19 protein-coding genes and 1 pseudogene are annotated in these 24,636 nt (G+C 67.2%); 3 read left to right on the top strand and 17 right to left on the bottom strand.

Annotated elements, in window-relative coordinates; genetic code table 11:
* Nucleotides 1–65: 65 nt before the first annotated feature.
* The 6 genes from fusA to BHQ18_RS08495 form a co-directional block, all read right to left on the bottom strand.
* Nucleotides 66–2,171 (bottom strand): elongation factor G, encoded by a 2,106-nt coding sequence (gene fusA / locus BHQ18_RS08470; protein WP_084293953.1) that lies wholly within the window; start codon nucleotides 2,169–2,171, stop codon nucleotides 66–68.
* Between the two features lie 87 nt (nucleotides 2,172–2,258).
* Complete coding sequence (gene rpsG / locus BHQ18_RS08475; protein ID WP_067090928.1) at nucleotides 2,259–2,729, bottom strand: 30S ribosomal protein S7; 471 nt, start codon at nucleotides 2,727–2,729, stop codon at nucleotides 2,259–2,261.
* Nucleotides 2,729–3,103 carry a 30S ribosomal protein S12 gene (gene rpsL / locus BHQ18_RS08480; protein WP_064345572.1) on the bottom strand — a complete coding sequence of 125 codons (375 nt, stop codon included), beginning with the start codon at nucleotides 3,101–3,103 and terminating at the stop codon, nucleotides 2,729–2,731. Before rpsL ends, rpsG begins: the two co-directional genes overlap by 1 nt.
* A gap of 311 nt (nucleotides 3,104–3,414) precedes the next feature.
* Entirely contained in the window at nucleotides 3,415–4,020 is a 606-nt protein-coding gene (locus BHQ18_RS08485) for a TetR/AcrR family transcriptional regulator (protein WP_069413154.1), read from the bottom strand.
* A 49-nt stretch (nucleotides 4,021–4,069) separates the two neighbouring features.
* Complete coding sequence (locus tag BHQ18_RS08490) at nucleotides 4,070–4,591, bottom strand: DUF3558 domain-containing protein (protein ID WP_069413155.1); 522 nt, start codon at nucleotides 4,589–4,591, stop codon at nucleotides 4,070–4,072.
* Between the two features lie 2 nt (nucleotides 4,592–4,593).
* Nucleotides 4,594–5,127, bottom strand: a complete 534-nt coding sequence (locus BHQ18_RS08495; protein WP_069413156.1) for a DUF3558 domain-containing protein — start codon at nucleotides 5,125–5,127, stop codon at nucleotides 4,594–4,596.
* A gap of 87 nt (nucleotides 5,128–5,214) precedes the next feature.
* Between BHQ18_RS08495 and BHQ18_RS08500 the strand changes: the two genes are divergently transcribed.
* Both BHQ18_RS08500 and BHQ18_RS08505 read left to right on the top strand, forming a co-directional pair.
* Nucleotides 5,215–5,649 (top strand): DUF3060 domain-containing protein, encoded by a 435-nt coding sequence (locus BHQ18_RS08500; RefSeq protein ID WP_069413157.1) that lies wholly within the window; start codon nucleotides 5,215–5,217, stop codon nucleotides 5,647–5,649.
* On the top strand, nucleotides 5,646–6,041 hold the full coding sequence (locus tag BHQ18_RS08505; RefSeq protein WP_069413158.1) for a DUF3060 domain-containing protein: 396 nt from the start codon (nucleotides 5,646–5,648) through the stop codon (nucleotides 6,039–6,041). Before BHQ18_RS08500 ends, BHQ18_RS08505 begins: the two co-directional genes overlap by 4 nt.
* Nucleotides 6,042–6,064: 23 nt before the next feature.
* On the opposite strand, the pseudogene BHQ18_RS08510 reads toward BHQ18_RS08505, so the two are convergent.
* From BHQ18_RS08510 to BHQ18_RS08540, 7 genes and pseudogenes are all read right to left on the bottom strand, one after another.
* Nucleotides 6,065–6,776 (bottom strand): annotated as a pseudogene (locus tag BHQ18_RS08510) (crotonase/enoyl-CoA hydratase family protein).
* 50 nt (nucleotides 6,777–6,826) lie between these two features.
* Nucleotides 6,827–7,540 (bottom strand): PaaX family transcriptional regulator C-terminal domain-containing protein, encoded by a 714-nt coding sequence (locus BHQ18_RS08515; RefSeq protein ID WP_109789237.1) that lies wholly within the window; start codon nucleotides 7,538–7,540, stop codon nucleotides 6,827–6,829.
* A gap of 11 nt (nucleotides 7,541–7,551) precedes the next feature.
* On the bottom strand, nucleotides 7,552–8,490 hold the full coding sequence (locus tag BHQ18_RS08520; protein WP_069413160.1) for a crotonase/enoyl-CoA hydratase family protein: 939 nt from the start codon (nucleotides 8,488–8,490) through the stop codon (nucleotides 7,552–7,554).
* Nucleotides 8,491–8,578: 88 nt separating this feature from the next.
* Nucleotides 8,579–10,207, bottom strand: coding sequence for an acyl-CoA dehydrogenase family protein (locus BHQ18_RS08525; RefSeq protein ID WP_069413161.1), 1,629 nt, complete (start codon nucleotides 10,205–10,207; stop codon nucleotides 8,579–8,581).
* A 54-nt stretch (nucleotides 10,208–10,261) separates the two neighbouring features.
* Nucleotides 10,262–11,449 (bottom strand): phosphatase PAP2 family protein, encoded by a 1,188-nt coding sequence (locus BHQ18_RS08530; protein WP_084293954.1) that lies wholly within the window; start codon nucleotides 11,447–11,449, stop codon nucleotides 10,262–10,264.
* Nucleotides 11,450–11,526: 77 nt separating this feature from the next.
* Complete coding sequence (locus BHQ18_RS08535; protein ID WP_069413162.1) at nucleotides 11,527–12,279, bottom strand: deoxyribonuclease IV; 753 nt, start codon at nucleotides 12,277–12,279, stop codon at nucleotides 11,527–11,529.
* Nucleotides 12,280–12,349: 70 nt separating this feature from the next.
* A complete protein-coding gene (locus BHQ18_RS08540; RefSeq protein ID WP_069413330.1) occupies nucleotides 12,350–12,949 on the bottom strand; it encodes a TetR/AcrR family transcriptional regulator in 600 nt (199 codons plus the stop codon).
* Nucleotides 12,950–12,992: 43 nt separating this feature from the next.
* Between BHQ18_RS08540 and BHQ18_RS08545 the strand changes: the two genes are divergently transcribed.
* The gene (locus tag BHQ18_RS08545) at nucleotides 12,993–13,805 is read left to right on the top strand and encodes an acyl-CoA thioesterase (RefSeq protein WP_069413163.1); all 813 of its coding nucleotides are present in this window, start codon (nucleotides 12,993–12,995) and stop codon (nucleotides 13,803–13,805) included.
* Between the two features lie 66 nt (nucleotides 13,806–13,871).
* On the opposite strand, the gene BHQ18_RS08550 is transcribed toward BHQ18_RS08545, so the two are convergent.
* The 4 genes from BHQ18_RS08550 to BHQ18_RS08565 all read right to left on the bottom strand — a co-directional run bounded on the left by BHQ18_RS08550 (nucleotide 13,872) and on the right by BHQ18_RS08565 (nucleotide 24,608).
* Entirely contained in the window at nucleotides 13,872–14,858 is a 987-nt protein-coding gene (locus BHQ18_RS08550; RefSeq protein WP_069413164.1) for a calcium/sodium antiporter, read from the bottom strand.
* Nucleotides 14,859–15,041: 183 nt separating this feature from the next.
* Nucleotides 15,042–18,998: a DNA-directed RNA polymerase subunit beta' gene (locus BHQ18_RS08555; protein WP_069413165.1), complete on the bottom strand. Its 3,957-nt coding sequence runs from the start codon at nucleotides 18,996–18,998 to the stop codon at nucleotides 15,042–15,044.
* A gap of 35 nt (nucleotides 18,999–19,033) precedes the next feature.
* Entirely contained in the window at nucleotides 19,034–22,537 is a 3,504-nt protein-coding gene (gene rpoB / locus BHQ18_RS08560) for a DNA-directed RNA polymerase subunit beta (protein ID WP_069413166.1), read from the bottom strand.
* A gap of 286 nt (nucleotides 22,538–22,823) precedes the next feature.
* A complete protein-coding gene (locus BHQ18_RS08565; RefSeq protein ID WP_069413167.1) occupies nucleotides 22,824–24,608 on the bottom strand; it encodes a hypothetical protein in 1,785 nt (594 codons plus the stop codon).
* Nucleotides 24,609–24,636: the final 28 nt, after the last annotated feature.

Genomic DNA, 24,636 nt, shown 5'->3' on the forward strand with positions numbered 1-24,636 from the left:
GTGCTTCTTCTAAAAGCAGTGTTGATCTTTGCAGTTGTGCGGTCCCGCCAAACCGGCGGGCCAGTTTACTGACCCGTCGCCTTCGCGATGATCTCCTTCGACACCGTCGCCGGAACCTCGGCGTACGAGTCGAACACCATGGAGTAGTTCGCCCGGCCCTGGGTCTTCGACCGCAGGTCGCCGACGTAGCCGAACATCTCCGACAGCGGCACCAGCGCCTTGACGACGCGGGCACCGGCCCGCTCCTCCATGGCCTGGATCTGACCACGGCGGGAGTTCAGGTCACCGATCACTTCACCCATGTAGTCCTCGGGCGTGGTCACTTCGACCGCCATGATCGGCTCGAGGATCACCGGCTGAGCCGCTTGCGCGGCCTTCTTCAGCACCTGTGAACCCGCGACTTTGAAGGCCATTTCCGACGAGTCCACCTCGTGGTAGGCGCCGTCGAGCAGCGTCACCTTGAGGTTGACCAGCGGGTAGCCGGCCAGCACGCCGTACTGCATGGCGTCCTGGGCGCCGGCATCGACCGACGGGATGTACTCGCGCGGGATACGACCGCCGGTGACCTTGTTCTCGAACTCGTAGGTCGCTCCGTCCTCGCCGGTGAACGGCTCGAGGTCGATGAGCACCTTCGCGAACTGACCGGACCCACCCGTCTGCTTCTTGTGGGTGAACTCGACCTTCTCGACCTTGCGCTTGATGGTCTCGCGGTAAGCCACCTGCGGCTTGCCGACATTGGCCTCGACCTTGAACTCGCGCTTCATGCGGTCGACGAGGATGTCGAGGTGAAGCTCGCCCATACCGCCGATGACGGTCTGGCCGGTCTCCTGGTCGAGGTGAACCTTGAACGTCGGATCCTCTTCGGCCAGCTTCTGGATCGCCGTGCCGAGCTTCTCCTGGTCGCTCTTGGTCTTGGGCTCGATGGCCACCTCGATCACCGGGTCCGGGAACGTCATCGACTCGAGCACGATCTGCTCGTTGGCGTCGGACAGCGTGTCACCGGTGGTGGTGTCCTTGAGGCCGATCACCGCGTAGATGTGCCCCGCCGACGCCCGCTCAACCGGGTTCTCCTTGTTGGCGTGCATCTGGAACAGCTTGCCCAGCCGCTCCTTCTTGCCCTTGGTGGAGTTGATGACCTGCGAACCGGACTCGACGGTGCCGGAGTACACGCGGACGTAGGTCAGCTTGCCGAAGAACGGGTGCACCGCGATCTTGAACGCCAGCGCCGAGAACGGCTCGTCGACCGACGGCTTGCGGCTGATCGCCTCGTCCTCCTTGCCGGGCACGTGACCCTGCACGGACTCCACGTCCAGCGGCGACGGCAGGTAGTCGATGACCGCGTCGAGCATGGGCTGCACGCCCTTGTTCTTGAACGCGCTGCCGCACAGCACCGGGTACAGCTCCGAGTTGACGGTCAGCTTGCGGATCGCGGCCTTGATCTCGTCGACCGAGATCTCCTCGCCGCCCGCGTACTTGTCCAGCAGATCCTCGTCGGTCTCGGCGACCGCCTCGATCAGCTTGGTGCGGTACTCCTCGGCCTTCTCGGCCAGGTCGGCGGGGATCTCCTCGACCTCGTACTTCTCGCCGAGGGCGGTCTCGCCGCGCCACACCTTGGCGCGCATCTCGACCAGGTCGACGACGCCGATGAAGTCGTTCTCCGCGCCGATCGGCAGCTGGATCACCAGCGGGGTGGCGCCCAGGCGCTCCTCGATGGTGCGCACGGTGAAGTAGAAGTCCGCGCCGAGCTTGTCCATCTTGTTGACGAAGCAGATGCGCGGCACGTCGTACTTGTCGGCCTGGCGCCACACCTGCTCGGACTGCGGCTCGACACCTTCCTTGCCGTCGAAGACGGCCACCGCACCGTCGAGCACGCGCAGGCTGCGCTCCACCTCGACGGTGAAGTCGACGTGGCCCGGGGTGTCGATGATGTTGATCTGGTTGTCGTTCCAGAAGCACGTCACGGCCGCGGAGGTGATGGTGATCCCCCGCTCCTGCTCCTGTTCCATCCAGTCGGTGGTCGAAGCGCCGTCGTGCGTCTCACCGATCTTGTAGTTGACGCCGGTGTAGTACAGGATGCGTTCGGTCGTCGTGGTCTTACCGGCATCGATGTGCGCCATGATGCCGATGTTGCGGACCTTGTTCAGGTCGGTAAGCACGTCCTTCTGTGCCACAGCATTCCCTTCGGGAAGTAAACGGTCTAAAGGCTGGTCTGGATCGCCGAGCTCGCTACGCTCACGCGCCGAAGCGAGCTTCGACGCTCACCAGCGGTAGTGCGCGAACGCGCGGTTCGCCTCGGCCATCTTGTGGGTGTCCTCACGCCGCTTCACGGCGGCACCCAGGCCGTTGCTGGCGTCGAGGATCTCGTTCGCCAGGCGCTCGATCATGGTCTTTTCGCGGCGGGCCTTGGAGAAGCTGACCAACCAGCGCAGCGCCAGGGTGACCGAACGATCCGGACGCACCTCGACGGGAACCTGGTAGGTCGCACCACCGACGCGGCGGCTGCGGACCTCGAGGGCCGGCTTGACGTTGTCCAGAGCGCGCTTGAGGGTGACCACCGGATCGGTGCCGGTCTTCTCACGAGCCTGTTCGAGCGCTCCATAAACAATGCGCTCGGCCAGAGATTTCTTCCCGTCCAGCAGAACCTTGTTGACCAGCTGGGTGACCAGCTGCGACCCGTAGACCGGGTCGTTGACCAACGGACGCTTGGGCGCGGGTCCCTTGCGCGGCATCAGCTCTTCTCCTTCTTCGCGCCGTAGCGGCTCCGGGCCTGCTTGCGGTTCTTGACGCCCTGGGTGTCGAGCGAACCGCGGATGATCTTGTAGCGCACACCCGGCAGGTCCTTCACACGGCCGCCGCGCACGAGCACCATCGAGTGCTCCTGCAGGTTGTGGCCCTCGCCCGGGATGTAGGCGGTGACCTCGACGGCGCTGGTCAGCTTGACGCGAGCGACCTTACGAAGCGCCGAGTTCGGCTTCTTCGGGGTGGTGGTGTACACGCGTGTGCACACTCCGCGGCGCTGCGGGCTGCCCTTGAGGGCCGCGGTCTTCGCCTTGGCGGGCTTGTCGTGGCGACCCTTGCGGACCAGCTGCTGGATGGTTGGCATCTACCGGCTTCCTGTGTTGCGTTCCTGCGTTGTTGCTAAGTCGTTCGTCGTTCAAAGTCTCTGTACTGCTGTTTTGTCCCGGTCACGTACCCCGCGATCGGGTGTGTCGCACGCGTCCGCCCGAGACAACTCGGCATTGCCTCAAGTTCTCAAGGGCATGGCGACATGCGAATAACCCGGCGTGCAGGCACGCTTGCGCTCCGAAACAGCCGCCAGCGCCTTATCTGCCAGGCACGATCGTCCACAATACCAGCACCGGGGCAGCGCTCCAAACCCGTCGTACGCGCTCTAACCGCAGGTCAACGAACGTTCTACCGACGTTCCATTCCTGATGCCAGTCGCATCACCATATCGCTGTAGACCGCATCGCTGTCGATACCCTCCATCGCGCCGGTCATCTCGAGCAGCACGAAGCCGTGCATCGCCGACCAGAACTCCAGCGCCGCATAGAACGCGTTCTCACCTTCGAGCCCGTAGGACGCCAGCACCGCGATCACCGGTTCGGCGGCCGCCCGGGTGGCCTCGGTGAAGTCGGGATCGTCGCCGCCCAGCGGCATCCGGGTGAACGCCGAGTACCGGCCCGGGTGGTGGTGGGCGTAGCTGCGGTAGGCACTGGCCATCGCGGTCACCGCGTCGTCTCGGGTGCGGCCCTCGGCCACGTTGGTGAGCATCCCGATGATGTCGCCGACGACCCGCATCCGCACGGTGCGGCGCAGGTCATCGAGGCTGTGGACGTGGTTGTACAGCGACGGCCCCTTGGTGCCGAGCTGGGTGGCCAGGGCGTTGATGGTCAGCGCGTCCCAGCCGTCGCGGTCCAGGAACGTCAGCGCCGCGTTGACGATCGAGTCGCGGCTGAGCCGGGGGGCCTTGCGGGGGGTCGACGGCTGAGCCATGCGCGCGCCCCCCTGCCGTGTCATCGATGCAAATGTGTCCCGGAGAAAAACTAACACCTCTAGTTCCCGGGACTCAGTTGACGCGCTCCTGGCTGAGTTCCGCGAGTTGTTCGGTGATCGCGCACAGGTCGGGCAGCGAGGCCGGGTTGATGGTCTGGATCGACCAGGTGATGACGTCCTCGCCCTTGGCGACGTAGTAGCTGCACGCGTTGCCGTCGTACGCCTTGAAGCCCTTGTTGCCGTCCAGCGACAGCTCGGTCAGCGTGCGGCCGGCCTGCTGTTCGAGCTTGCGCTCGGTGTCCATGTCGCTGCCGCGGTACCACCACGTCGAGATGCCCATGCCGGCGCCGACGGTGCCGAACAGGGTGTCCTCCTGCCAGAAGCAGCCCGCGTCGCTGACGACGGCCTTGGTGAACTTCGCCGAGCCGACGGCCGCGGCGATGTCGGCATCGGTGATGCCGTTGCAGTCGACGCTGTTGAACCCGGCGGCGGTCGACGACGGCGGCTGCGCCGGTTCCTCGCCGGCGGAGCCGCACCCGGCCAGCGCCGCCACGCAGGCCGCGACCGCCCAGATTTTCAGGTGCCGGGAAGCCATGGTCACAGGTCCGACTGCAGGGTCGCCGACAGCAGTTTTTCGGCGTCGACGCACGGGTTGCCGCCGGACTCGTCGCGCATCTGCACCCACCAGCTGAGCACGCCGCTGCCGGCGGCCGCGGTGGCCGAGCAGGCCGCGCCGGTGACGTCGCGGCGCGCGGTGAACGCCGGGTGGCGTTCGACGACGAGTTCGGTGACTTCGGCGCCGCGTTCGGCGGCCAGGCTGCGCTCGCGGTCGAGGCTGCCGGTCGCGAACCAGGAGAAGGTCAGGTCGATGGTCTGCTCGCCGCGGAACAGCACGTACTGGCAGACGGCGCCGCTGTAGGGGCGGCTGATGTTCTCGGCGGCCAGGGTCACGCGGATGGTGTCGTCGGAGAGCAGGCCGCAGCGGTCGTCGACGTAGCCGTAGTTGCGGTCGGGATCGGGGACGCCGGCCAGCGCGCGTTGCGCGTTTCCGTCGACGGTCTGAGCACACCCTGCCACCGTCAACATTGTTCCGACCGCCGCGACGAAAATCCGGCCGACCCGCCAACGCATCGCCGCTCACGGTACCCAGCGCAACCGTTAATAGCGACTCGGGTGAACCTTGCAACGACCCGCACCGTGCGACGTACCCTTTCTGCCATGACGTGGACTGTTGTAGCCCGCTCACTCGCGGCGTCGGCCATCGTGATCCCGCTGGCGGGGGTCGCGCCCAGCGCGCAGGCGGAGCCGGTGATCTGCAACCCGGTGCTGCGTCAGTGCGCCGACAACAGCGTCGTCGGGAGCGAGCGGGGCACCGACACCCACATCACCGGCATCGGCATCGTCGATACGATCGACTGCAAGAACTCGACGCTTCTGGTCAACGGCGCCAACAATCAGATCACCGCGCTGGGCACGTGCTGGGCGGTGACGATGCAGGGCAACGGCAACATCGTCGTCGCCGACAACGTGATCAACGACGTCACGGTGTACGGCTGGGACCAGCAGGTGCTCTACAAGAACGGCAACCCAGCCGTCGTGGACCGGGGTCGAGAACTCGGGATGACCAACCGCATCGATCGGGTGCCCGCATGAGCGCGCGGCTTGCGGTCGCCGGGGCCGTCGTGGCGCTGATGTTGGCCGGCTGCGGCGCCGAGAGCAGCGACACCAACACCCCGACGGCGACGGCGGGCTCGTCGGGCGCGCAGGTCGAGGTCGGCAACACGATCAACTACGGGTCGTTCGGCACCACCGCCGAGATCGACTGTGCGGACGGCAAATCGCTGAACATCGGCGGGTCCAACAACACGCTGACGGTGAAGGGCACCTGCGCGAACGTCAACATCGGCGGCGCGGACAACAAGGTGATGTTCGACCGGATCGACAAGGAGATCAGCGTCGTCGGGCTCAACAACACGGTGACTTACAAGGACGGCGACCCGAACGTCAACGACACCGGCAACAACAACACAATCACCAAGGGCTAGCCCCCGTTTCGGCGAGCGTGCGCTCACGCTTTCGCGCCGTGCCGCCCCGCCCCGGATGCGAATCGCGCTGCGCCCGCCAGGGATTCGGCGGCGACGCGCGACATGCTGCCGAACTCGAAGTCCATCGCCTCGGGTTCCGGGCGGCCCCACTGGTTGAGCGCCGACAACCGGTCGGCGCGCATGCACTGTTGCGGCAGCTCGGCCAGTTCGGCGGCGAGTTCCTCGGCGCGCTGACGGGCCTGCCCCTTCGGCACCACCCGGTTCGCCAGCCCGATCGCCAGCGCTTCGGTCGCGTCGACCGCTCGGCCGGTCAGGATCAGGTCCATCGCGCGGCTGTGCCCGATCAACCGCGGCAGGCGAACGGTGCCGCCGTCGATCAGCGGCACCCCCCACCGGCGGCAGAACACGCCCATGACCGCGTCCTCTTCGACGACGCGCAGATCGCACCACAGCGCCAGTTCCAGTCCGCCGGCGACCGTATCCGCTGACCGCCGCGATGACCGGCTTGGACAGCGTCATCCGGCTCGGCCCCATCGGCCCGGGTCCGGTGCGGTGCACGGGGTTGGCGTCCGGCGTGCCGAACGCCTTGAGATCAGCTCCGGCGCAGAAGGTTTCGTTGTCCCCCCACAGCACGGCGACGGCCGCGTCGTCGTCCTTGTCGAACTCGTCGAACGCCGCGAACAGCTCTGCGGCCGCGGGACCGTTGACCGCGTTGCGCGCCGCGGCCCGGTCCATGATCACCGTCGTCACCGGGCCGCTCTTTTCGACCCGCACTCCACCAGCCGTCACGTCGCCTCCATCAGTCGATTACCGTCGCGCCGCGTCGACAGCTCCGCGGCGAAGTCGTGGTAGGCGCTTCGCAGCGCCGCACCGGGCCAGTTCGGTGGTAGCAGTTCTGCGGGCAGCACCGGATCGGTGAGCAGGTGCCGCACGATCGCCGCGGCGACGACGAACCGCGCTGGAACGTCGGCGGCCGCGGATATCTCGCTCAGCAGGCGATGACCCGTGCGCGCCCAGCCGGCCAGATCCCACAGCCGGCCCGCGAGTTCAGCGGGCTCCCTGTCGCGCACCTGCAGCAGTCGCCCGCGCCGCAGCACATCGGCGGGCAGCGCGAGGTCGAGGTTATGCGGGCGCAGCCACACCCCTTCGCGCAGCTCGGCGAACCGGTTGTCCTGCAGCGTGTTTCGCAGCGATGCGCGGGTCCGTGCGTCGTCGCCGACGCTGGTGACCGCCAGCATCGTCCAGTCGCCGTCCCAGCTGCGCAGGGGAGGGTCCAGAGCGTCGTCCTGCCGCCGTTGTCGCGTCAGCAGCCGGTCCGACAGCCGGTAGCCGTCCTCGGAGCGCACCAGGTCGCCCGCGCTGACCATCCGCGTCAGCGCAACCCGCACCGTCGGCTCTCGGATGCCGAAATCGGCTGTCAGCCGGATGAGTTCGCCGGCCGTGGCCCACGCCGGGTGCGCGCCGAGCAGCACGCTCAGCACCACCGAGCGGGCCGTCATCGACTTCGGCATCAGACCCCGGACGTGGTGCGGCCGTGATCGCCGAACGGTTCGTCGCGCTGACGGACCGCCTCGCGGAAGCCGTGCTCGCGGGACTGCGCGACGAACGCGTGCCCCTCGGGCGTGTGGCGGGCGATCCCGTCGAACACCGTGGAGACCATCGCGCTGTTGGCGGTGCCCTGGTTGTACAGCGCGGAGTTCATCGCGAGCTTGACCATGATCAGCTGGTTGATCGGGACCTGGGCGATCCGGGAGACCAGCCGCTCGGTGCGCTCGTCGAGTTCCTCGGGTGCCGGCGCCTCGATCGCCAGTCCCCACTCGGCCGCTTGCGCTCCGGTGATCGAATCACCGGTCAGCAGAAGGCGTTTGGCGCGCTGGTCGCCGAGGCGGTGCGCCCACATCCCGGCGGCCGGCACACCCCACACCCGCGTCGGCGGGTAGCCGATCTTCGCGTCGGCTGCCGCGATCACCTGGTCGGCGTGCAGTGCGATGTCGGTGCCGCCGGCCACGCAGTAGCCGTGGATCTTGACGACGGTCGGTTTGTCGCAGTGCATCAGGCTGGAGAAGCCGCGGACGAACCGGCTCATCATCTGGTAGTCGATCATCGGGTCCCACGGCTGATCCGGCAGATGGTTGACGGCCTGTGTCCTGCCGGACAGCACGGTGTCGCGGTAGGGGCTGCCGCCGCCGGCGGACGAGGACCCCTCGGCGTATGCCGACAGGTCGAAGCCCGCGCAAAACCCTTCTCCCCGACCGGAAACCAGGATGACATGCACGCTCGGGTCGAGGTCGGCGCGTTCCACCAGCGCGGACAGTTCCAGCGGCGTGTCCGCGACGATCGCGTTGCCCTTCTCCGGGCGGTTGAACGTGATCCGGGCGACCCGGTCGGTGACCTCGTAGGTCATGGTCTTGAGGTTGTCGAAGTCGACGGGCCTGATCGCGTGCGTCATGAGCGGGTCACCTTCTCCCGCGAGCAGACATAGAATCGCACTCCTGGCGACAATTCCGTGCGATTCTGCGTCTGCTCGCCAACAGTGGTCACGCCTTGACCAACGCGCGCTCGATGATCGGCGCCAGGTCCAGCCCCGTCGGCAGCGTGCCGAACGCGCCGCCCCAGGCCCCGCCCAGCCGCGTGGCCAGGAACGCCTCGGCGACCGCCGGGTGGCCGTGACGCACCAACAGCGACCCCTGCAGCGCCAGCGAGATGTCCTCGGCGACTTTGCGGCCGCGGTACTGGATGGTCTCCAGATCGCCCAGCGAGACGCGCAGCCCATTCACAAAGGCGTCCAGTCGGGCGTCTGATCCGGCGCAGAGACCCAACTCGTCGAACAGCACGTCGACGCATTCCGGTCGAGTTGCCATAGCCCGCAACGTGTCCAGCGCGCTGACGTTGCCCGACCCCTCCCAGATGCCCATCAGCGGGGCTTCGCGGTACAGCCGCGGCATGCCCGACTCCTCGACATAGCCGTTGCCGCCCAGGCATTCCATCGCCTCGGCCGCGTGCGGCGTCGCGCGCTTGCACACCCAGTACTTGGCCGCGGCCAACCCGATCCGCCGCAGCAGCGTCTCGCGCGCGTCCCCGCGCACCGCCGCGTCGGTCGCACCGGCCATCCGCATCGCGACCATCGTCGCCGCCTCCGCCTCCACCGCGAGGTCAGCCAGCACGTTACGCATCAGCGGCTGGTCGATCAGGTACTCGCCGAACGCTTTTCGATGCTGCACGTGATGGATCGCGCGGGCCAGGCCGTTGCGCATACTCGTCGCGCTGCCCAGCGTGCAGTCCAGCCGGGTCAGGTTGACCATCTCGATGATCGTCGGCACACCGCGGCCCTCTTCGCCGACCAGCCAGGCCACCGCCCCGTCGTACTCGACCTCCGACGACGCGTTGGCGTGGTTGCCGAGCTTGTCCTTGAGCCGCTGCAGGAACATCCGGTTGCGGGTGCCGTCCGGCAGCACCCGCGGCAGCAGGAAACACGACAGCCCGCCCGGCGCCTGGGCCAACACCAGGAAGATGTCGCACATCGGCGCGGAGGTGAACCACTTGTGCCCGCGCAACGAGTACGTCCCGTCGCCGTTGGGCACGGCTTCGGTGGTGCCCGCGCGCACGTCGGAGCCACCCTGCTTCTCGGTCATCGACATGCCCGCGGTGATGCCGGCTTTCGTCGTCGCCACCTTCAGCTCGGGATCGTAGACGCGGCTGACGAGCAGCGGTTCGTACACCGCAGCCAGTTCCGGGTTGTGCCGCAACGCGGGGACGACGGCGTAGGTCATCGAGATCGGGCAGATGTGTCCGGGTTCGGGCGTCCACACCGAGGTCTTGGCCGCGCGCACGACGTGGGCTCCGGGCCGGTCGTCGGCCCACGGCGCGGCGTGCAACCCGTGCCCGACCGCCACGCTCATCAGCGAGTGGTAGGCCGGGTCGTACTCGACCTCGTCGATGCGGTGGCCGTACCGGTCGTGTGTGTGCAGGATCGGCTGGTTGCGGTCGGCCAGTTCGCCCCACCGCTGGGCCTGCCGCGAGCCCGACAGCGCGCCGAGTTCGGTGACCTCGTCGAGGCCCCATTCGCCGCCCTCGCGGATCAGCGCCTCGGTCAGTACCGGCGAGGTGGCCGGGTTGTAGTCCTCCAAGGGCGGGACCTGATTGGTGACGACGTGTGTGTCCGACATGACGCCACTATTACACTCTGGCCGACAGTTGCACAAGAGTCGTAACAGCGGTGGTCAGCTCGCGGGCTCCGGTGCGACGACCGGCCGGTCATCGAGCGGGACCACTAGTTCCCTGCGCGACGCCCTGGCGCGTTTACGCGCTTCGTACCGGTTGAGTGCGACGACGACGACCGCGGCCAGCGCCCAGCCGAGCAGGATGTCGATGACGTAGTGCTCGGCGGTGTAGACCAATGTGAACGCCATCAGCAACACGTAGGCCACGAGCAGCGGGCGCCACGCTCCGTGCACACGCCGCCACAGGAACGCTGCGACGGCCGCCGTCATGCCCGCGTGCAGCGACGGTATCGCCGCCACCAGGTTGACGCTGGCCTGACCGGCGTCCAGCAACGCGCTGGCGGTGTGCATGTTCAGGTTGCCCCAGCCGCGGCCGACGATCCGCTCGATCCACGCGTTCGCGCCGTCCTGACTGGACTGCATCGCCCCGAGGACACCGCCGTCGGGCACCCCGCGCGCCGAACGGAACATGCAGCGGGCGTCGGCCGGTCCGCTTGCGACCTCGGCCGGCGTGCACCGGGCCGCGGCCCACGGCGGTGCGGCCGGCACCAGGGCATAGATGGCCAGGCCCACGAAGTTCAGGCCGACGAACAGCCGCACGAACGCTTTCCACTCCGCGCGATCACGCAGCCACAGCACCCCGGCCACCGCGTACGGCAGGATGAAGAACGACATGTAGACGCAGCTCAAGACCACTTCCCACCACGGCGGCTGGCCCTGTTTGAGCTGCTCCTGCAGCCAGACGGTCGGCACGATGCCGGAGAACATCCAGCGGTCGACCTCGGCCGGCCACTCCCACAGCGTCGGTCGTCCGATCATGTCGGCCGCGCCGCGGCTCAGGTCGTAGGCGAGCAGCACCAACGCGAACGGCAGCCAGTCGCGGATGACGTAGAGCATCCGGCGGCCCTGGCCGATGCTGGCGGCCAGCAACCCGGTGGCGATGTAGAGCAGCACCAGTTCGCGGTTGAACGCGAATCCCGTTGTGATGGTGCGGTAGATGATCACCGCCGCCCAGGTCACGACGGCGATGCGGCGGATGACCGTCAGCCGGCGCGGCCACGCGCTGTCAGGTCTCGGCTGGTCAGCGGGTTCGGGCGGGTGAATCGGTCGCGGCTCGAGGTCGGTCAGGAGCGGCTGCTCGACGGCAGCACGGGGCCGCACGATCGATGACTCGTCCACCGCGGCCACCCGGACGAATCTAGTTCACCGGGAGGTCACCGTTAGTTACCGGGCCGTTCGGTTAGCGTTTCGTGACCGAACTCTCGCTAATCGAGGTTCTCGCGGAGGAAGGCGATGTCGTCCTTGCGGCCTTCGTCGGAGGTCTCGCAGATCACGGGCGCGTCGGCCGCCTTGACGACGGCCACCAGCAGCTGCGGGTCGATCTGTCCGGTGCCGAAGTTCGCGTGCCGGTCGGCGCCCGAACCGGCAGCGTCGCGCGAGTCGTTGCAGTGCACCAGGTCGATGCGCCCGGTGATCGACTTGATCCGCTCGACGGCGTCGATCAGTGCCTCGCCGGCCGCCCACGCGTGGCAGGTGTCGAGGCAGAACCCGATGCCCTTGTCGCCGATGTGGTCCCACAGCCGGGCGATGGTGTCGAAGTGTCGCGCCATCGCGTGGTCACCGCCGGCGGTGTTCTCGAGGTAGACCGGCACGTCGGTCTCGAGGTAGTCGAGCGCCTTGACCCAGCGTTCGAAGCCGGCGTCCCAGTCCTTGTCGTCGGCGTGCCCGCCGTGCACGATCACCGCGGCCGCGCCGACGTCGGCGGCCGCATCGCAGGTGTCCTGCAGGATCTTGCGCGACGGGATACGCACCCGGTTGTTGGCCGAGGCCACGTTGATCAGGTACGGGGCGTGTACGTAGATCGGTATCGGCGAGGCCTTCAGCGTCTCGGCGTCATCGCGCGGTTTCGGCTTCTTCCAGCTCTGCGGGTTGCCGAGGAAGAACTGCACGACGTCGGCGCCGTCGGCCTGGGCAGCAGCGAGGGGGTCGTCACCGTGGACGTGCGAACCAATGAGCACGGCCCCAATCCTAGGCGGGCGACGATCAAGCGGCGAGGAACGAGCCGCGTTGAGGAGCCGCCCATCAAACCTAGGCGGGCGCTCTGACAGTGGCGCCGTCGATCAGGTGGGCGGCCGCCGAGCGCGCGTGCAACAGCGCCGCGGTGTCGTTGAGCGTCGTCGCCAGGGCCGCCGCGCCCTCGAACAGCACCAGCAGTTGGTGGCCCAGCGCGTACGGGTCGGCGGCGCCCGCCTCCGCTGCCAAGGCGACGAGCCGCTCGGCGAAGCGGCGCTTGTGCGCGCGGATCAGCTCGTCGACCGTCGGCCACGTCCCTGCCGACTCGACCGCGGCGTTGTGGAACGGGCACCCGCGGAAGCGCTCGACCGGCGACGCGTCGAACATCGCCAGCAGCCGCTCCCGCGGAGCGAGGTCGGTGCGCTCCAGAAGCCGCTCCATCGGCGTTCCCGACTCGTCGAGCGTGCGCAGGTAGTTCTCCACCAGCTCGGTCTTGCTCGAGAAGTGTTGATAGAGCGTGCGTTTGGACACCTTGGCGTGTCGGATGACCGCTTCCACGCCGGTCGCGTGGATGCCGTTGCGGTAGAACAGCTTGGCGGCGGTGGCGGCGAGACGCTCCCGCGCGCCCCGGCCCCCGCCGCGCGCGGGCGTCTGGGCGGTCACATCGGCGAGTATACCGATCGGTACCCTAAAGCTGGTACACGTTTCAGGAGGCACGATGACCCACCCGTTCGACGCGGCGATCGATCTCACCCCGCGCCCCGATCACCGCCTGGTGGGCCGCACCGTCCCTGAATACGCCAACATGGTCGGCCCCTTCGGCGGCGCCACGGCCGCGGCCCTGCTGCACGCGGTCGAACAGCACCCCGACCGCGCCGGCGACCCGATCGCGCTGACGGTGAACTTCGCCGCACCGGTCGCCGACGGCGAGTTCACCATCGACACCACGCTCGTGCGCGCCAACCGGACGAACCAGCACTGGACGGCCACTCTGAGCCAGGATGACGGCGTGATGTCCACGGCGACCGCGGTTTTTGGAACCCGCCGGGACGCCTGGTCGGCGACCGAGGCATGGCCGCCCGACGCGCCGCAACCCGACGCGGTCGAACGGAGGCACGGCCCCGAGGGAATCACGTGGATGCAGAACTACGATATGCGCTTCGTCAAGGGGCTTCCGCCCGTCGACGGCGTCGCCCACGAATCGTCGACCTCGACACTGTGGGTGCGCCACGACCCGGCGCGCGTCATCGACTTCACCGCACTGGCCGCCCTGGCGGACGTCTTCTACCCGCGCGTGTTCCTGCGCCGTGGCAGGCCGGTGCCGGCCGGGACCATCTCGATGACGACGTACTTCCACGTCGACGGTGCCGAACTGGCCGAGGTGGGCGACGACTTCGTGCTGGCGACCGCGCGGGGACACCAGTTCGCGCGGGGGTATTTCGACCAGACCGCCCAACTGTGGTCCCGCGGTGGGGTTCTGCTCGCCAGCTCCAACCAGACCGTCTACTACAAGGACTCGTTCAGCCGGTGATGCCACCTGGCGCGCAGAACACCGATCGGTGTACTTACCTGTAGGCGTTCACCGGCACGGTGCTGTTCACGTTTGCGCGATGAGCAGGTAGGTCAGGTACGCCACGTACGCCGAGACCATCAACCCGCCCTCGATGCGGCTGACGCGTCGGCCGGAGATGAAGATCGGGATGCACAGCAGCGCGACGGCCACCATGATCGGCAGGTCGATCGTGACCAGGCTGGACGGCAGCACCAACCCCTGCGCGGGCACCAGGCAGGTGATCCCGAGGATCAGCAGGATGTTGTAGATGCTGCTGCCGATCAGGTTGCCGATCGCGATGTCGCGGTCGCCGCGCACGGTGGAGATCAAGGTGGTGACCAGTTCGGGCGCCGACGTGCCGATCGCGACGACGGTCAGCCCGATCAGCGCGTCGGAGACGCCGAACTGACGGGCCATCCCGACCGCGCCGTCGACCAGCCAGTCCGCCCCGACCACGACGACCGCGATCCCGCCGATTGTCATCGCGACGTTGACCGTGGTGCGGGTCTTCACCGAACCCGGTTCCTCGGTGGTGAACTCGCTGGCCAGTTCGGCGGCGAATTCCTGTGCCACTGCCCGGGACTCGCGGCGCGCCGACCAGATGACCGCGACGGTGTAGACCACCGCGAGACTGACCAGTATCGCGCCGTCGATCCGCGTCAGCACCCCGTCGGCCGCCAGCACCAGCAGCAGCAGCGCCGCGGCGGCCATCATCGGCAATTCGAAGCGGATGGTCCGCGTCTGCAACGCCAACGGCAGCAGCGCCGCGCTCAGGCCGAGGATGAGCAGCACGTTGACGACGTTGGTGCCGGCGATATTGCCGACCGCCAACGCGCCACTGCCCTCACCGGCTGCCACCACGCCGACCGCGAGTTCGGGCATGCTCGTGCCGATCGACACCACGGTCAGCCCGATGACGATGGGGCTGATCCCAAGTCGGACCGCTACTCCGGCGCCGCCGCGGACCATCACTTCGGCGCCGACGATCAGCAGCGCCAGGCCGGCGACGAACCAGATTGTGTTCGCCAGCATCAGTCGATCAACCGCCGAGTGTGGGATCGTGTCACGCCAAACACGTATACCGCGTGCGGGTAACCCACGTTCGGCCCACCCCCAGCCCCAGCCCCAGCCCCACCCCCAGCCCCAGCAGCCTGAGTCCAACTCCGGGCACGAAAAAGCCCCCGGGTCGAAACCCGGAGGCCTTTCCGTGTACTGCTAGCGGTAATCGCTGTAGCCGTAGTCGTCCAACGGCACCGCGGCACCGGTGGCCTGGCCGAAGTCCGGGCTGTAGTACTGATCCTCGTAGGACGGGATCGTGTACGCCGCAGCGCGGGCTTCTTCGGTCGGCTGCACCTGGATGTTGCGGTAGCGGTTGATACCCGTACCGGCCGGGATCAGCTTGCCGATGATCACGTTCTCCTTCAGACCCATCAGCTTGTCGCTGCGGCAGTTGATCGCCGCATCGGTCAGCACGCGAGTGGTCTCCTGGAACGACGCCGCCGACAGCCACGAATCGGTGGCCAGCGACGCCTTGGTGATACCCATCAGCACCGGACGCCCGGCCGCGGGCTCGCCACCCTCGGCGACCACGCGACGGTTCTCGGACTCGAACTCGGACCGCTCGGTGAGCGAACCGGGCAGGAACTCCGTGGAACCCGAGTCGATGATCGTCACGCGGCGCAGCATCTGCCGCACGATGACCTCGATGTGCTTGTCGTGGATCGACACACCCTGGGCCCGGTAGACCTCCTGGACCTCCTTGACGAGGTGGATCTGCACCTCGCGGGGGCCCTGGACACGCAGCACCTCGTGCGGGTCGGCCGCACCTTCCATCAGCTGCTGGCCGACCTCGACGTGGTCGCCGTCGGTGAGCAGCCGCTCGGTGCCGTCGTCGTGCTTGAACACCTTCAGGCGCTGACGACGAGACAGCTTGTCGTACACCACTTCTTCGCCACCGTCATCCGGGATGATGGTGATCTTGTAGAAGCGGTCGCCTTCCTCGAGCTGCACGCGTCCGCTGACGTCGGCGATCGGGGCCTTGTTCCGCGGGATGCGGGCCTCGAACAGCTCCTGCACACGAGGCAGACCACCGGTGATGTCCTCACCGACGCCGCCCTGGTGGAACGTGCGCATGGTCAGCTGCGTGCCGGGCTCACCGATCGACTGCGCGGCGACGATACCGACCGCCTCACCGATGTCGACGAGCTTGCCGGTCGCCATCGAGCGGCCGTAGCACATCGCACACACGCCGGTACCGGTCGCGCAGGTCAGCACGGAGCGGACCTTCACCTCGGTGATGCCGGCGGCCAGCAGTGCCTCGATCGCCGGGTCGCCCAGGTCGTGGCCGCGCTCGACGACGACGTTGCCGTCCTTGTCGACCGCGTCGGTGGCCAGCGTGCGGGCATACGCCGAAGTCTCGATGTGCTGATCGCGCACCAAGGCTGCGTCTTTTCCGGAACCAGCCAGCTCGGCCAGCGTGACATTGATGCCGCGCTCGGTCTCACAGTCGGTCTCGCGAACGATGACGTCCTGCGACACGTCGACCAGACGACGGGTCAGGTAGCCCGAGTCGGCGGTACGAAGAGCGGTGTCCGCCAGACCCTTTCGGGCGCCGTGGGTGTTGATGAAGTACTCCAGCACCGTCAGGCCCTCGCGGAACGAGGACTTGATCGGCCGCGGGATGAACTCACCCTTCGGGTTGGTCACCAGACCCTTCATGCCGGCCAGCGTCCTGGTCTGCGTGAAGTTACCCGTGGCACCCGAGTCGACGATCGTGATGATCGGGTTGTCCTTCGGGTAGTGCGCACGCAGCGCCTCGCCGACCTCTTCGGTCGCGTCCTGCCAGATCTTGACCAGGGCGTCGTTGCGCTCGTCGTGGTTGAGGGCACCGCGCTGGTACTTCTTCTCGATCTGGTCCGCTTCCTTCTCGTAGCGGTCCAGGATCTCCTGCTTCTGCGGCGGCACCAGCACGTCGGCCATCGACACGGTGACACCCGAACGGGTGGCCCAGTAGAAGCCGGCGTCCTTGAGCTTGTCCACGGTCTGCGCAACGACGATCATCGGGTAGCGCTCGGCCAGATCGTTGACGATCCGCGCCTGCACCTTCTTGTGCATCTGCTCGTTGACGAACGGATACCCAAGCGGCAGAAGCTCGTTGAAGAGCACCCGACCCAGGGTCGTCTCGGCGGTCCAGGCATCGCCGGGCTTCCAGCCGTCCTCGAACAGCTCGGCCTCGATGTCGGCGGGCGGACGCAGCTGCGTCAACCGCACCCGGATCTTGGCCCGCACCGACAGCGCGCCGCGGTCCATCGCCATGATCGCCTCGGCCGGGCTGCTGTACACACCGGACTCCGGCTGATCCTTGGCGGCCGGCGTGTACTCGCCGGGATCGCCCTCGATCATCGTGGTCAGGAAGTACAGGCCGGTCACCATGTCCAGACGCGGCATGGCCAACGGGCGGCCCGACGCCGGCGACAGGATGTTGTTCGACGACAGCATCAGGATGCGCGCCTCGGCCTGCGCCTCCGCGCTCAGCGGAAGGTGCACGGCCATCTGGTCACCGTCGAAGTCGGCGTTGAACGCCTCGCAGACCAGCGGGTGCAGCTGAATGGCCTTGCCCTCCACCAGCTGCGGCTCGAAGGCCTGGATACCGAGGCGGTGCAGCGTCGGTGCGCGGTTGAGCAGCACCGGGTGCTCGGCGATGACCTCTTCGAGGACATCCCACACCTGCGGGCGCTGCCGCTCCACCATGCGCTTGGCGCTCTTGATGTTCTGCGCGTGGTTCAGGTCGACCAGACGCTTCATCACGAACGGCTTGAACAGCTCGAGCGCCATCAGCTTGGGCAGACCGCACTGGTGCAGCTTGAGCTGCGGGCCGACCACGATGACCGAACGGCCCGAGTAGTCGACGCGCTTACCGAGCAGGTTCTGGCGGAACCGGCCCTGCTTGCCCTTGAGTAGATCCGACAGCGACTTCAGCGGCCGGTTGCCCGGCCCGGTGACCGGGCGGCCGCGGCGGCCGTTGTCGAACAGCGCGTCCACCGACTCCTGAAGCATGCGCTTCTCGTTGTTCACGATGATCTCGGGCGCGCCGAGGTCGATGAGTCGCTTCAACCGGTTGTTGCGGTTGATGACGCGGCGGTACAGGTCGTTGAGGTCCGAGGTGGCGAAGCGGCCACCGTCGAGCTGCACCATCGGGCGCAGCTCCGGCGGGATCACCGGAACCGCGTCGAGCACCATCCCCATCGGCGAGTTGCTCGACTGCTGGAACGCCGCGACCACCTTGAGCCGCTTGAGGGCGCGAAGCTTCTTCTGCCCCTTGCCGTTCTTGATGACGTCGCGCAGTTCCTCGGCCTCGGCCTCGATGTCGAAGCTCTCGATGAGCTTCTTGATGGCCTCGGCACCCATGGCGCCGGTGAAGTACTCGCCGTAGCGGTCCTGCAGCTCGCGGTAGAGCACCTCGTCGACGATCAGCTGCTTGGGCGCCAGCTTGGTGAAGGTGGTCCAGATCTCCTCGAGCCGGTCCAGCTCACGCTGGGCCCGGTCACGGATCTGGCGCATCTCACGCTCGCCGCCGTCGCGCACCTTGCGGCGCACGTCGCTCTTGGCGCCTTCCTTCTCCAGCTCGGCCAGGTCGGCCTCGAGCTTCTGCGACCGCTCGGCCAAGTCCAGATCACGCTGGTCCTCAACGGCTTTACGCTCGACGACCATCTCCGCCTCGAGCGTGGACAGCTCGTTGTGGCGCATCTCGTCGTCGACAGCGGTGATGACGTAGGCGGCGAAGTAGATGATCTTCTCGAGATCCTTCGGCGCCAGGTCGAGCAGGTAGCCCAACCGCGACGGCACACCCTTGAAGTACCAGATGTGCGTGACGGGTGCGGCCAGCTCGATGTGGCCCATCCGCTCACGACGCACCTTGGCGCGGGTCACCTCGACGCCGCAGCGCTCACAGATGATGCCCTTGAAGCGGACGCGCTTGTACTTGCCGCAGTAGCACTCCCAGTCGCGAGTCGGTCCGAAGATCTTCTCGCAGAACAGGCCGTCCTTCTCGGGCTTGAGCGTGCGGTAGTTGATGGTCTCCGGCTTCTTGACCTCGCCGTAGGACCAGTTGCGGATGTCGTCCGCGGTCGCGAGACCGATACGGAGTTCATCGAAGAAGTTGACGTCTAACACGTAACTCCCTTTCCCCTTTCGGGACTAGAAAACTATTAGGCCAAATCCTCGACAGAGGCAGATTCGTTGCGCGACAGGTTGATTCCCAGGTTCGCCGCAGCGCGCTCCAGGTCCTCGTCGTCGCCGTCACGCATCTCGATTGCCGCACCGTCGCTAGACAGCACCTCGACGTTCAGGCACAGCGACTGCAGTTCCTTGAGCAGCACCTTGAACGACTCCGGAATGCCCGGCTCGGGGATGTTCTCGCCCTTGACGATCGCCTCGTAGACCTTGACGCGGCCCACGGTGTCGTCGGACTTGATGGTCAGCAGTTCCTGCAGCGTGTATGCCGCGCCGTAGGCCTGCATGGCCCAACATTCCATCTCACCGAAGCGCTGACCACCGAACTGCGCCTTACCGCCCAGCGGCTGCTGGGTGATCATCGAGTACGGCCCGGTCGAACGCGCGTGGATCTTGTCGTCGACCAGGTGGTGCAGCTTGAGGATGTACATGTAGCCGACCGTCACCGGGTACGGGAACGGTTCGCCACTGCGTCCGTCGAACAGGTTCGCCTTGCCGTCGTCGTTGACGAGCTTCTCGCCGTCGCGGTTGGGCAGCGTGGCCGACAGCAGACCCTGCAGCTCGTTCTCGCGGGCGCCGTCGAACACCGGCGTGGAGACGATGCTGTCGGGCTCGGCCTCCAGCAGCTCCTCCGGCAGGCCGTTGGCCCACTCGGGTGAGCCGTCGACCTTCCAGCCGGCCTTGGCCACCCACCCGAGGTGGGTTTCCAGGATCTGGCCGATGTTCATACGACGCGGCACACCGTGGGTGTTGAGGATGATGTCCACGGGCGTGCCGTCCGGCAGGAACGGCATGTCCTCGACCGGCAGGATCTTGCCGATGACGCCCTTGTTGCCGTGGCGTCCGGCGAGCTTGTCGCCGTCGGAGATCTTGCGCTTCTGGGCCACGTAGACGCGGACCAGCTCGTTGACACCGGCGGGCAGTTCGTCGTCATCCTCGCGGCTGAACACGCGGATGCCGATGACCTTGCCGGACTCACCGTGCGGCACCTTGAGCGACGTGTCGCGGACCTCGCGGGCCTTCTCACCGAAGATCGCGCGCAGCAGCCGCTCCTCCGGGGTCAGCTCGGTTTCGCCCTTCGGGGTGACCTTGCCGACCAGGATGTCGCCGTCGCGGACCTCGGCGCCGATGCGGACGATGCCGCGCTCGTCGAGATCGGCCAGCACCTCATCGGAGACGTTCGGGATGTCCCGGGTGATCTCCTCGGCGCCCAACTTGGTGTCGCGGGCGTCGATCTCGTGCTCCTCGATGTGGATCGAGGTCAGCACGTCCTCTTCGACCAGACGGTTGGAGAGGATGATCGCGTCCTCGTAGTTGTGGCCCTCCCACGGCATGATCGCCACGAGCAGGTTCTTGCCCAGCGCCATCTCACCGTTCTCGGTGCACGGCCCGTCGGCGACGACCTGTCCGGCCTCGACACGCTGGCCGGCGTCCACGATCGGACGCTGGTTGGCGCAGGTGCCGTGGTTGGAGCGGGCGAACTTACGCATCCGGTAGGTCTGGCGGGTGCCGTCGTCGGCCATCACGGTGATGTAGTCGGCCGAAACCTCTTCCACCACACCGGCCTTGTCGCTGACGACGACGTCGCCGGCGTCGATCGCGGCACGCAGCTCCATACCGGTGCCGACCAGCGGGGCCTCGCTGCGCACCAACGGAACCGCCTGGCGCTGCATGTTGGCACCCATCAGGGCGCGGTTGGCGTCGTCGTGCTCGAGGAACGGGATCATCGCCGTCGCGACCGACACCATCTGGCGCGGCGAGACGTCCATGTAGTCCACCTCGGCCGACGACACGTACTCGACCTCGCCGCCCTTACGGCGGACCAGCACCCGGGCCTCTTCGAAGCGGCCCTGGTCGTCGGTGGGCGAGTTGGCCTGCGCGACGATGTAGCGGTCCTCTTCGTCCGCGGTCAGATAGTCGATCTGGTCGGTGACCACACCGTCGATGACCTTGCGGTACGGCGTCTCGATGAAGCCGAACGGGTTGACCCGCGCGTACACCGACAGCGAACCGATCAGGCCGATGTTCGGGCCTTCCGGCGTCTCGATCGGGCACATGCGGCCGTAGTGCGACGGGTGCACGTCACGGACTTCGAGGCCGGCGCGCTCACGGGACAGACCACCGGGGCCCAGCGCCGACAGGCGGCGCTTGTGGGTCAGACCCGACAGCGGGTTGTTCTGGTCCATGAACTGCGACAGCTGCGACGTACCGAAGAACTCCTTGATCGCCGCCACGACGGGACGGATGTTGATCAGGGTCTGCGGCGTGATCGCCTCGACGTCCTGGGTGGTCATCCGCTCACGGACGACGCGCTCCATCCGCGACAGGCCGACCCGGATCTGGTTCTGGATCAGCTCGCCGACGGTGCGCAGACGACGGTTACCGAAGTGGTCGATGTCGTCGACCTCGACGGGCACCTCGACTCCACCCGGGACGGTCATCGTCTTGTCGCCCTGATGCAGCCGCACCAGGTACTCGATGGTGGCGACGACGTCCTCTTCGGTCAGCGTGGTCGAGGTCGTGTCGGCCGGGTTCTCGGTGATGCCCAGCTTCTTGTTGACCTTGTACCGACCCACGCGGGCCAGGTCGTAGCGCTTCTCCTTGAAGAACAGGTTCTCCAGCAGGGTCTGCGCGGACTCCTTGGTCGGCGGCTCGCCCGGACGCAGCTTGCGGTAGATGTCCAGCAGCGCCTCGTCGGTGCCTGCGGTGTTGTCCTTCTCCAGCGTCGACATCATGATCTCGGAGAAGCCGAACCGCTCGGTGATCTGCTCATTGGTCCAGCCGAGCGCCTTGAGCAGCACGGTGACCGGCTGACGGCGCTTGCGGTCGATGCGCACGCCGACGGTGTCGCGCTTGTCGACGTCGAACTCCAGCCACGCACCGCGGCCGGGGATCACCTTGACGCTGTGCAGCGTCTTCTCGGTGGACTTGTCGATGTTCTCGTCGAAGTACACACCCGGCGAGCGGACCAGCTGGGACACCACGACACGCTCGGTGCCGTTGATGATGAAGGTGCCCTTCTCGGTCATCATCGGGAAGTCACCCATGAAGACCGTCTGGCTCTTGATCTCACCGGTGTTGTTGTTGATGAACTCGGCCGTGACGAACAGCGGGGCCGCGTACGTCATGTCCTTGTCTTTGCACTCGTCGACGGGTGCCTTGACCTCGTCGAAGCGCGGATCGGAGAAGGACAGCGACATCGAACCCGAGAAGTCCTCGATCGGGCTGAGTTCGGTCAGCACCTCTTCGAGGCCGCCGACGGGCTTGGCGTCGCCGCGTTCCTTGGCCTTTTCCTTCCAGGACTCGGAGCCGATCAGCCACTCAAAAGATTCCGTTTGAACATCAAGAAGCCCGGGAACCTCGAGGGGCTCGCGGAGCTTTGCAAAAGAAATTCGGTTTGGTGCTCCGGGGACGGAGTTTTTAGTAGCTTCTGCTGTCTTGCTTGGGCGGGACCCTGCCAAGATGCATCCTTCCAGCACCTCATGCGACCATCGAGAAGCCCGGAGACCGGTTTCCTCCATTGCCGCGATATCTGCGTCGGTTCGGCTGGCCACTCACGACCACAAACTTCCCGGACAAACGGCACGCGACTAGATCACTGAGCGGGGCTCAGGCTAGGACCTCGGTGTCAGGTGCGGGTTTAGGTGGGCAGGATGCAGCCAGCGCAACGTCCAACAGTACCGCAGGACGGAGTATTCCTCAACATCCACGGCCCATCGGCATGTATGGCATACAGCGAAGCGCTGGCTGGCGACTCGGTCCTGCTTACCCATCCATACATTGCTGCCCAACAGATTGGCGCGTCCCGGCCTTCCCGTCAAGAGATAACACGGGGTTTGGTGTGGAGTTTTGCGCCGCCGGCCCGGGCGAGCACGTCACGAAGTCGTTGGAGTTGATCGAGTGCAACAGCTCGGCGAAGAACCGCTCGAGCGGTGACAGGGTCGACGGCGGGCCGGGCAGCACGTAGCCGAGCGCCGGGCCGGCGTCGGTGGGGATGTCGACCATGGACTGCCCCGGTTCTCCGACGTCGCCGTAGATCCCGGTGCGGGTGGCCGGGTCGTACACCCGCCCGGCGTACATGTCGGTCAGCCAGCCCTGGGTCAGCACCTGGACGGCCTCGACGTTCTGCGGGGCGGACTGCCCGAACACCAGCCCGACGAACGCCTGGACCAGGCCGCCGTAGGTGTTGCTCTGGAAGGCGTCGGAGTGCGCCCCACCGACCAACTGCACGCCGTTGAACTGGCCCGGCCGTTTCTGTCCCAGCACCTGGTTGGCCTCGCCGCCGTTGTTGATCACCAGCGGGTTGGCGGCGACGTGCAGCACCGGCACGTCGGTCGGCAACTTGTCGAGGGCGCGGGCCAGTGCGCCGTTGGCCGCGGACCCGTCGTAGAGCAGCACGCCGACCAGGTCCGCCTTCTGCTGCGCCGGCGCCGAGTCGTAGTAGTAGCCGCCCGCGCCCGCGGCGAGCATGGAGCCCGCCGACTGTCCGGCGAAGACGAACTCGGTCGGCAGCGTGCCCTCGAACCCGGCGGCGCCGGCGCTGGCGAGCAGCGCCTCCCGGTCGCCCTCGAACAGGCGCGCCACCGCGGCGTGCATCGGGTCGGCGGTCACGCTGCACCCGTCGCAGGCGAAGTAGTTCGAGGTGATCGTGGGTGCGACGACGATCGCGTTGTTGCGCTCGGCCAACTCGGTGAGCGTGACGTTGTAGACGGCGGCCGGCGACATGAACCCGTGCTGGAAGTAGATGAGCTTGTCGGGTTCGCCGCTGGTCGGGTAGTACCAGTCGGCGGTCGCGGTGTATCCGTCGCCGCAGTCGATCTTCAGCGTCGACCGGCCCGTGGTGACCGAGCTACCGGCCGGCACCGCCGGCGGGCCCACGACGAGGTTGATGAAGAAGTCGGCCACGCTCCAGGCCAGCGTGCCGATCACGTTGATCAGCGTCGGCCGCGCCGGTTCGTTGACAGCCGCGGTCATCAGCACCCGCGCGGTGGCCGGCGGCGGCTCGGGTGTCACCGCCCGGGTCGCGAGTTCCGGTTCGGCGGGCACGTCGGCCTCGGGGGCGGCGGGCTGTTCGGGGGTGGTCTCGGGCTCGCGGGTCACGACGGGCGGTGTCGCGGCTTCCGGGGTGTCGACGACGTCGGGTTGCGCGCTCTGGAACCGCACGGCCGCCGTGGTGTCGACCGCGGTCTCGTTCGTGTCGGAGCTGTCGCTGTCCTCGGGGACTTCCTTGTCCGCAGGAGATTCCTGGTCCGCAGGAGATTCCTGGTCCTCGGGAACCTCCTGGTCCTCAGGAACTTCCTCGTCCGCGGGAACCTCCTCGTCCGCGGGAACCTCGTCGTCCGCGGGAACTTCTTCGGCGACGTCGGGCTCCTCGGTGGTGTCCGGGTCCTCGGCGTCCGAGACGCTTTCGGCGGGATCCGAATCCTGCTCCGGGTCAGCGGGTTTCGTCTCCGACGATCCGGGTGTCCCGTCGTCGGCGAGCGCGAGGCCCGCGCCGACGAGCGTCCCCGCGGAGACCCCCGCGACGAGGAGGCCCGCACTCAGCCACACCAGGACCGTTGCGCCACCTGACCCCTAG

It is taken from the genome of Mycolicibacterium flavescens, assembly GCF_001722335.1.
Lineage (GTDB): Bacteria > Actinomycetota > Actinomycetes > Mycobacteriales > Mycobacteriaceae > Mycobacterium > Mycobacterium flavescens.

Excerpts from the sequence above, each read along its gene's own strand:
- BHQ18_RS08505 (WP_069413158.1), top strand. The coding sequence starts at position 5,646 with ATGAGCGCGCGGCTTGCGGTCGCCGGGGCCGTCGTGGCGCTGATGTTG.
- BHQ18_RS08490 (WP_069413155.1), bottom strand. The coding sequence starts at position 4,591 with ATGGCTTCCCGGCACCTGAAAATCTGGGCGGTCGCGGCCTGCGTGGCG.
- rpsL (WP_064345572.1), bottom strand. The coding sequence starts at position 3,103 with ATGCCAACCATCCAGCAGCTGGTCCGCAAGGGTCGCCACGACAAGCCC.
- BHQ18_RS08550 (WP_069413164.1), bottom strand. The coding sequence starts at position 14,858 with ATGCTGGCGAACACAATCTGGTTCGTCGCCGGCCTGGCGCTGCTGATC.
- BHQ18_RS08485 (WP_069413154.1), bottom strand. The coding sequence starts at position 4,020 with ATGACACGGCAGGGGGGCGCGCGCATGGCTCAGCCGTCGACCCCCCGC.
- BHQ18_RS08520 (WP_069413160.1), bottom strand. The coding sequence starts at position 8,490 with ATGACGCACGCGATCAGGCCCGTCGACTTCGACAACCTCAAGACCATG.
- rpsG (WP_067090928.1), bottom strand. The coding sequence starts at position 2,729 with ATGCCGCGCAAGGGACCCGCGCCCAAGCGTCCGTTGGTCAACGACCCG.
- BHQ18_RS08525 (WP_069413161.1), bottom strand. The coding sequence starts at position 10,207 with ATGTCGGACACACACGTCGTCACCAATCAGGTCCCGCCCTTGGAGGAC.
- BHQ18_RS08495 (WP_069413156.1), bottom strand. The coding sequence starts at position 5,127 with ATGCGTTGGCGGGTCGGCCGGATTTTCGTCGCGGCGGTCGGAACAATG.
- BHQ18_RS08500 (WP_069413157.1), top strand. The coding sequence starts at position 5,215 with ATGACGTGGACTGTTGTAGCCCGCTCACTCGCGGCGTCGGCCATCGTG.
- BHQ18_RS08545 (WP_069413163.1), top strand. The coding sequence starts at position 12,993 with ATGACCCACCCGTTCGACGCGGCGATCGATCTCACCCCGCGCCCCGAT.
- BHQ18_RS08515 (WP_109789237.1), bottom strand. The coding sequence starts at position 7,540 with ATGACGGCCCGCTCGGTGGTGCTGAGCGTGCTGCTCGGCGCGCACCCG.